The sequence below is a fragment of the Muriventricola aceti genome, assembly GCF_025567565.1.
GTDB lineage: Bacteria > Bacillota > Clostridia > Oscillospirales > Oscillospiraceae > Lawsonibacter > Lawsonibacter aceti.
Map to the genome: position 1 here is coordinate 23,867 of NZ_JAOQKF010000010.1, position 6,555 is coordinate 30,421.

At 54.1% G+C, this 6,555-nt stretch carries 11 protein-coding genes; all 11 read left to right on the forward strand.

Annotated features, from left to right (window positions below; translation table 11 throughout):
• Complete coding sequence (locus OCV64_RS11320; RefSeq protein ID WP_262670063.1) at positions 1-237, forward strand: hypothetical protein; 237 nt, start codon at positions 1-3, stop codon at positions 235-237.
• A 15-nt stretch (positions 238-252) separates the two neighbouring features.
• Entirely contained in the window at positions 253-1,734 is a 1,482-nt protein-coding gene (locus tag OCV64_RS11325; protein ID WP_262670064.1) for a hypothetical protein, read from the forward strand.
• A 14-nt stretch (positions 1,735-1,748) separates the two neighbouring features.
• Positions 1,749-2,300 carry a hypothetical protein gene (locus tag OCV64_RS11330; protein ID WP_262670065.1) on the forward strand — a complete coding sequence of 184 codons (552 nt, stop codon included), beginning with the start codon at positions 1,749-1,751 and terminating at the stop codon, positions 2,298-2,300.
• A gap of 22 nt (positions 2,301-2,322) precedes the next feature.
• Complete coding sequence (locus OCV64_RS11335) at positions 2,323-2,922, forward strand: hypothetical protein (RefSeq protein WP_262670066.1); 600 nt, start codon at positions 2,323-2,325, stop codon at positions 2,920-2,922.
• Between the two features lie 2 nt (positions 2,923-2,924).
• Complete coding sequence (locus OCV64_RS11340) at positions 2,925-3,167, forward strand: hypothetical protein (RefSeq protein WP_262670067.1); 243 nt, start codon at positions 2,925-2,927, stop codon at positions 3,165-3,167.
• A gap of 18 nt (positions 3,168-3,185) precedes the next feature.
• Entirely contained in the window at positions 3,186-4,055 is an 870-nt protein-coding gene (locus OCV64_RS11345; RefSeq protein WP_262670068.1) for an NADAR family protein, read from the forward strand.
• Positions 4,043-4,501 (forward strand): C-GCAxxG-C-C family protein, encoded by a 459-nt coding sequence (locus OCV64_RS11350; RefSeq protein ID WP_240287971.1) that lies wholly within the window; start codon positions 4,043-4,045, stop codon positions 4,499-4,501. The genes OCV64_RS11345 and OCV64_RS11350 overlap by 13 nt, the downstream gene beginning before the upstream one ends.
• Positions 4,502-4,523: 22 nt before the next feature.
• Positions 4,524-4,967 (forward strand): immunity 51 family protein, encoded by a 444-nt coding sequence (locus OCV64_RS11355; protein ID WP_262670070.1) that lies wholly within the window; start codon positions 4,524-4,526, stop codon positions 4,965-4,967.
• A complete protein-coding gene (locus OCV64_RS11360) occupies positions 4,957-5,286 on the forward strand; it encodes a hypothetical protein (RefSeq protein ID WP_186853060.1) in 330 nt (109 codons plus the stop codon). The genes OCV64_RS11355 and OCV64_RS11360 overlap by 11 nt, the downstream gene beginning before the upstream one ends.
• Before the next feature lie 18 nt (positions 5,287-5,304).
• Positions 5,305-5,604 carry a DUF6881 domain-containing protein gene (locus OCV64_RS11365; RefSeq protein ID WP_262670071.1) on the forward strand — a complete coding sequence of 100 codons (300 nt, stop codon included), beginning with the start codon at positions 5,305-5,307 and terminating at the stop codon, positions 5,602-5,604.
• A gap of 15 nt (positions 5,605-5,619) precedes the next feature.
• Positions 5,620-6,555 (forward strand): hypothetical protein (locus OCV64_RS11370; protein ID WP_262670072.1); only part of this gene is annotated, 936 nt, incomplete at its 3' end.

A 6,555-nucleotide genomic window follows, 5' to 3' on the forward strand; every position in this document is an offset into this window, starting at 1 on the left:
ATGGCTTGGGAATATGAAACCTTTGGCCCGGACGGTCAATGCAAATTGTTCGGCGTAAATATCTTTGACTGCGACTGGCAAACCACCGGAAAGCGGGTAAAAGTCCAAGACCCTATCTATCACCAGGACCACACTTTCGAGGTCTGGCAGGTGGAGCTCGGCGGGCAGATCCACCGCTTTGCCGCCGGAGAGTTCTCCAACTGCGTATGGGGATTTTATTTAGAGAAAGACGGATGAGAGGAGCGTGAACCCATGAAAGCCAATGCCGGAGAGGTCTATACCGTTTACAACCAATATCTGAAACGCTACACCGCCTGCCAGGTGGCCTATATTGCGCCGCCAGACACGGTGAGTAAAGAGTCTTGGGCGGTGATCCTCTCTCTGGATTGGGTGGGCGACTCCCCTCTGACTGCGGAGGAACTGCCCCATCTCCGTCCGCTCTACAAGGACTTCATGTACTGGTCCCGTGACCTTCACCTGCTGCGGGTGCCGATGGAGGTCCCGCCCCAGTATAAGTTGGTGGGCACACTTCCGCCCTTCACCGACCAGCCCTGCCGCTCCTACGGCGGCTGGAGCGACGGCTATGATGTGTACCTCCAGATCCGGTGGCAAGCCATCCCGGAGGAACGGCGGCGGGCCTTCAAGGAGGCCATGGAGAGCGACGAGCAAACGGAGATCGGCGGTATCCCGCTGAAGGTCAACAGCCATCGGGTGATGGACCAGTATGCGCCATTCGATTCGGCGCTGGAACTAAAGGCGCTGCCCTGCCTCTCCGACCTCGTCTGCCAGCGGTGGCACCCGGATCTGCTGGAGTTTTTGCGGGAAAACCCCTTCGTTGATGAACTGACTTTGCTGAACCACGGTCAGAGGATACTTAATCTGCGGGGCACCAGCATCAGAAAGCTGATGCTGGACATGACCGGGCTGGAGGAGCTGTGGCTGGGTGAGGATACAGAGCAGCTCCTGTTCCAGAACAAGGGGTCGGACGCCTGTACCATCCATGCCTCCGAAGGTAGCGGCGGTTTGACCCTCCAATTTATCGGGGAATACCGCCCGCACACGGAACTGCCGAACCTACGGGGGCTGCATGGTATCCAGCTGAAGGACTTTGATCTCACCGGACTGGATGCTGTCCATCCCCATCTGAAGGAGCTGCGGCTCTGGGGCGCTCCGGGAAATCTGAGAAACTTCTCCGCCGTGGGAGGGTTCCGGGAACTGACGAACCTCTCCACCTTTGACCTGTTCGGCTTCGGGGCGGACGACATCCCCACCCCGGAACAAATGCCGGAGCTTCACTGGTTCTGGATGACCAGCCTGCCGGAGACGGCGGCAAAAGCGGCAAAGCAGCTCTGGAAAAGCAAGCCGGGCATGGATCTGAGCATTACAAAGCCCCGGAAATCGGAGTGGCTGGCGCAAAACCTGGACAATCCCTTCCGGGGCTGGGACGGCGCGGAGCATATCCCTGCCCGTGCCGCGAAAAAGGCAGCCAATCAATACCGCAAGACTCGTTCCCAGCTGATGAAGCTGGCCGCCGATTCGGGTGAGGACACCCAGACTCAGGCGCTGGAAGCCGTGGCTGCCTACACCCAGACCTTCAACAAGATGGGCTTTATCGAAACCGAGGAACGGGATGAAATTTACATGGCCCTGCGGGGTATCCTGGATGCCCTGCCGGGCGATACGCTCCAGAAAGAAGCCCTGATTGAGAAGTTTGAGGAACTAAGAGATTTTTGAGGAGAACAAGTAGCATGATAGAGTTCAGCAAGGATCATAGCTCGGCATGGATGGAAATGATGTCGGCCTATCAGGTTTTTCGGGCAAAGCTGTTTGATTGGGCCCACGAACCAGATCAGATAAAACAAAAGGATTTGCTGCTGGAGCTGGACTCTTGGCAAAATCGGGATCTTCACAGAAGGATGCTGGTAGTAGATCTTCTGCACAGCACAGAGATGTGGGACGAAAAAGCCCTCCTCTTAGTTCTGAAAGAACTGACAGCGATTGCCCTAATGGAACAGGATGAGATTGCCGCTTATGCTCGAATGGCATTGTCTAAACTCAAAGACCAGTCGGAGCGGCTTACCATTGCCGATGAGGTGCTTCGTCTTGCAGTGGTCGAGGAAGAAAAGGCAGAACCTGATCCCGTTGTATTCCACAACGGCTGCCTGCTGCTGTATGAGTTGCACTGTGAAGTAGCGTTCTCGCAGTATGGAGATCGGTATGCGAATCTGATTGAGCAGGCATACGGTTTAGATGAAAAAGACTTAGCGGGCATGAAAAAAGCGCTGTCCGCCGAGCCTTGAATTGAAAGGAATGTGTGGGCGCATGAGCCGAATCATTGATGAGCCCTACTTTACATACAGTGCCTACAACGCCCTCACCACCGGCATTCAAGTGAAATGCCCCAAGTGCCACGGTGCGGGTGTGGTGACAGTGGATGATGACAACGCCTATTTCCTCTGCCTGAGCTGCGGTCATCAGGAAATCCGTGACCGGACGATCTACCGCTATGATGTCCATAACCAGTGCAAAAACTGCGGCAGGTACTACCGGGTGGATATTGAAGATACTGCAAAACAGCACTTTTCCGTTCTCCATGTGGCCTGTCCCTATTGTGGGACAACCATGTCGGGAGAAGTTCATAAAACAGCGGAGGCTTTCTCCTACATTGCTGATATTCAGAACGGACGAGAGCCTTATTTTGGCCTGGAGCTGTGGTTTTTGACCTCATTCCAGGGTAAGCCGGTCTGGGCCCTCAACCGGGAGCACCTTGCCTATCTGATCGACTATCTCAGCGCCGGCCTGCGGGAAAAGCCGTTTGGAAGTCCGAAAAAGACCCAGGCCGACCATCTCCCCACCTTCATGAAAACCGCAAAGAACCGGGAGCGGATCGTGAAGCTGCTGAAGAAAATGCAGGAGGAATGAGGATGGAACAGAAAGTAATTTACAACGGCCAAATTCTTACTCTGACTCACTTTTGGGCAACGGGAGAGCCCTGCCTGTGGATCACAGATCCAGAGCAAATTGAAATGCCTAAAATGGAGTTTGTGGGAGGCCACCCGGACGAATACTGCATTTTCCTGAAAAATCTGACGGAAACAGAGCTGGCACAGATCACATCCCTGGACGGCGCTCCACTGGATGTGAGAGAAGAACTGCGGCAGATCTAATGGGAAAGGACAAATCCTATGGCACTACAAGATAAGAAAATCATGCCTCCCCCCTGGCTGGCCCACCGGGAGATCGAGCGATACTCCATTGGCTGGCGCATGGGCTATGGGGAGGATTACATATACCGATTTGGCGATTGGCTGGACACTCTCTCGCCGGAGGAGCGGGCGGAATACCGCGCCCTCTTCCCCGAACCGATGACCTGGAAGGGCTGGTGGGATAACGAGGACAGCAGCGAGGTGCTGGAGCATGGCGGCTTCTTTGTGGAGGTGTGGCAGCCGGAGGGCCAGCCCAAGTACACCCGGCAGTGGCTCCAGCAGGAGTTTGCCGCCGGGAGAACGCAAGAGCTGTGCCTGTTCTGGGGCCATCAGCCTGCTGAGGACGGCCAGCTGACAAAAAGCTGCCTCAGCCAGTGGTGGATGGAGGACTTCTATACGATGGCTGACTCCTACCTCTGCATGGAGCAGTATATGATGGCAGGCAAAGCCGGGCTATTTGGGGATAGTGAAATCCGGGAGCAGATTTTGAAATGCAGCGATCCTAAACAGATCAAGGCCCTGGGCCGCAAGGTGCGGAGCTTTGACCAGAAGGTATGGGACAAGTTCAAGTACGCCATCGTGCTGCTTGGCAACTGGTACAAATTCAGTCAAAATCGGGAGCTGAGAGAGTTTCTCCTCTCCACCGGGGGCAGCGTGCTGGTGGAGGCCAGCCCCTACGATAATATCTGGGGCATCCGGCTCCCAGCCAGCTCCCCGGAGGCCCAGGACCCCATGAAGTGGCGTGGACAAAACCTGCTTGGCTTTGCGCTGATGGAGGTACGGGACGAACTGCGCCGGGTGACGCAGAATGAAATGCTTTGCGATTGGAGTACAGTATGGGAACAATGAAACTCTATGAACTGGTCAACCACTACCACATCGGCACAGACCTGACCTGTGCCGAGGCGATGTTTCTGGCTTGCAATGAATATTACCATCTGAATTTATCCGAGGAAACCCGGAAGATGTTCTCCGTCATGGGCCTTGGGATGCAGACTGAGCAGTCCTGCTGCGGCGCTTTTACCGTGGCGGTGGGGATCATCGGTCTGACGACCGCCAAAGAGGGCCAGACGGATGTGGACAACATGGAAGGCTACCAGATGATCGCTGAATTGACGGAGTTTATGCTGGGCTTCTACGGAACGCTCCACTGTATCGAGCTGCAAAAGCTGGAGATCGTGGGATACGAAAATCCCTGCCACGCCATTGTGGAGGCGCTGGCCAAAAAGCTGGAGGAGCTGCTGGCGGGCCGCAGGATCTTCCGCCCGACAAACGGGGGGCAGATCGGTTCCTGATATGCCGGAAAAGGAGAACACCATGAAAGACCTTTGCCAATACGGAAATAGGCAGGATAATGAATGGGAAATCCTGCCCTGGATACCTGATCCGCGCCCGCCATTCAAAATTTGGGTGAAACCAGAGCAGATCGCGCCATTCTTTCTCATTCCCCACCACCCCTATGCGATTTCCCTTCTGCTGAAGATCAGCGACGGATTCCGAACAGAGGCATTCCGGCGGCTGGGACTGACTGGCAGCAGCGGGGACTGGGAGCGGCTGGTCCGGGGCGTGATCCGAGAGTTTGAGGAAAACAACAGCGGCGTGGATCTGTTTCACTTCGACTCCGACGAAGATGTGTTCTGCGTGTACTCCTTGTACATCGACGATTTGATGCTGCTGTCCAAGATGATCCGGGCGGTCTGTGACAATGAAAAAACAATGCGGACTTATCTGGGCATAGGAGAGGTGGAACATGAGAAATAAGGAGCAGGAGCTCGCATGGCAAAAAGTAATAGAAGCCTGCATAGAGGATGTAAAACACCACTTCACTGACATCCAGCAGGCCGTCGAATTTGGCTGGTACATCCAGTCGGACAACTACTTTGTGTCCTATATTTTTGCCACTGACGCACAATTAAAAGCGGCACAGCAGAGCGGTCTGACGGAACAGATCAATTCCTATCACAGAGAGCAACTGATAAAGCGTCATTACCCCATTGAGGGAATCAAGGACTGCACCTTTGCCTCTCAGGAGGAATGTGACCGGGAATTTGGCGGGAATTGGTATTACTATTTCAAATGATAGGATGAGGGCATCAAGATGATTGAATACATCAAGCTCTTTTGGGAGGGCGCACCGGGGGAAGAACCGCCGGTCATCCTCTATGAAGTGGATACAGAAAATGAGCGGCTGGTCCTCCGTTCCATTGACATCTTTGCGGATGGCAGCACCCGCAACATCCCTGACCTTTACGACGGTGCTATCGAGATCACGCCGATCCCCACCGTGGAGGAATTGAACGCCCATGTCTGGGGCGAGGAATTCCACGCCTGCGTCATAGAGAAAGCGGAATTTGAGGCCATCTGGGAAACTCATACCTATGATGGAGCGTTAAAGTAGCCAGGAGGAGTCCCTATGAACAAAATCTTAAAAACCAAAAAACTGCCGCTGTTCTCCATTCTCGACCTGAACGAGCTACGCCGGGAAAACCATCTGGAGGGCGCAAGGCTGACAGACTTTTTCACGGCAAGGGATGGAAAAGTCTATCTTCTCATGGAACAGCCGTCCGAAACACAGGGTAAGGACTGGCTCAGCACTCCTTCCACCTATACCGCAGTGGAAATCCAGTTGGATTGGGCGGAACAGCGGGTGCTGGAAACGACGCTGTTTCCTCTTGGCCTCTTGAAGTTCCAGTTTCATTATTTGCGGCCTGTAGGCGAACACTTTCTCCTGCTGGGAGCACGGTGTGCCTATCGGGAAGACGGCCCCGACAAGAACGCCTGGATTGTCAGCCGGGACGGAGCTGTGCTGTCCCGTTTCTGCCTGGGGGATGGCATTCAAGACTGTGTGGTAAAAAAAGATGGCACCATCATTACCAGCTACTTTGACGAAGGTGTATTTGGTAATTACGGTTGGGATGAACCTCTGGGCGCTTGCGGCCTGATTGCATGGACATCGGAGGGAACTCCTCTCTGGAAAAATGAGAAGTATTCCATCTATGACTGCTATGCCATCAGCCTGGACGAAGAAGAAAACCTGTGGTTTTATTATTACGATGAATTCCGGCTGGTGCGGACGAACTTCAAAGAGGATTTTGTGTTTGAACTGCCAATCGAAGGAAGCGGAGCTTTTTCTGTTGCCCCGTCCGGCAATGTATTCCTGTTTCAAGGCGGATACCAGCAACGGGACAAATTCTACTTCCTTACCGCTCATGGTGATCGCCTTGGGCAAAAACAGAAGGCTATTCCTACCTGTGACGGAAATAAGGTCGCTGTGGAGCAGTGCAGCCTACTTCGCAGCCAGATGCTGTTCCTCGGGAAAAACGGTGTTCTCTATGGCGGGGTACTTGGT

Coding starts and splice junctions, on each gene's coding strand:
- OCV64_RS11320 (WP_262670063.1), top strand. CDS start 1: ATGGCTTGGGAATATGAAACCTTTGGCCCGGACGGTCAATGCAAATTG.
- OCV64_RS11325 (WP_262670064.1), top strand. CDS start 253: ATGAAAGCCAATGCCGGAGAGGTCTATACCGTTTACAACCAATATCTG.
- OCV64_RS11330 (WP_262670065.1), top strand. CDS start 1,749: ATGATAGAGTTCAGCAAGGATCATAGCTCGGCATGGATGGAAATGATG.
- OCV64_RS11335 (WP_262670066.1), top strand. CDS start 2,323: ATGAGCCGAATCATTGATGAGCCCTACTTTACATACAGTGCCTACAAC.
- OCV64_RS11340 (WP_262670067.1), top strand. CDS start 2,925: ATGGAACAGAAAGTAATTTACAACGGCCAAATTCTTACTCTGACTCAC.
- OCV64_RS11345 (WP_262670068.1), top strand. CDS start 3,186: ATGGCACTACAAGATAAGAAAATCATGCCTCCCCCCTGGCTGGCCCAC.
- OCV64_RS11350 (WP_240287971.1), top strand. CDS start 4,043: ATGGGAACAATGAAACTCTATGAACTGGTCAACCACTACCACATCGGC.
- OCV64_RS11355 (WP_262670070.1), top strand. CDS start 4,524: ATGAAAGACCTTTGCCAATACGGAAATAGGCAGGATAATGAATGGGAA.
- OCV64_RS11360 (WP_186853060.1), top strand. CDS start 4,957: ATGAGAAATAAGGAGCAGGAGCTCGCATGGCAAAAAGTAATAGAAGCC.
- OCV64_RS11365 (WP_262670071.1), top strand. CDS start 5,305: ATGATTGAATACATCAAGCTCTTTTGGGAGGGCGCACCGGGGGAAGAA.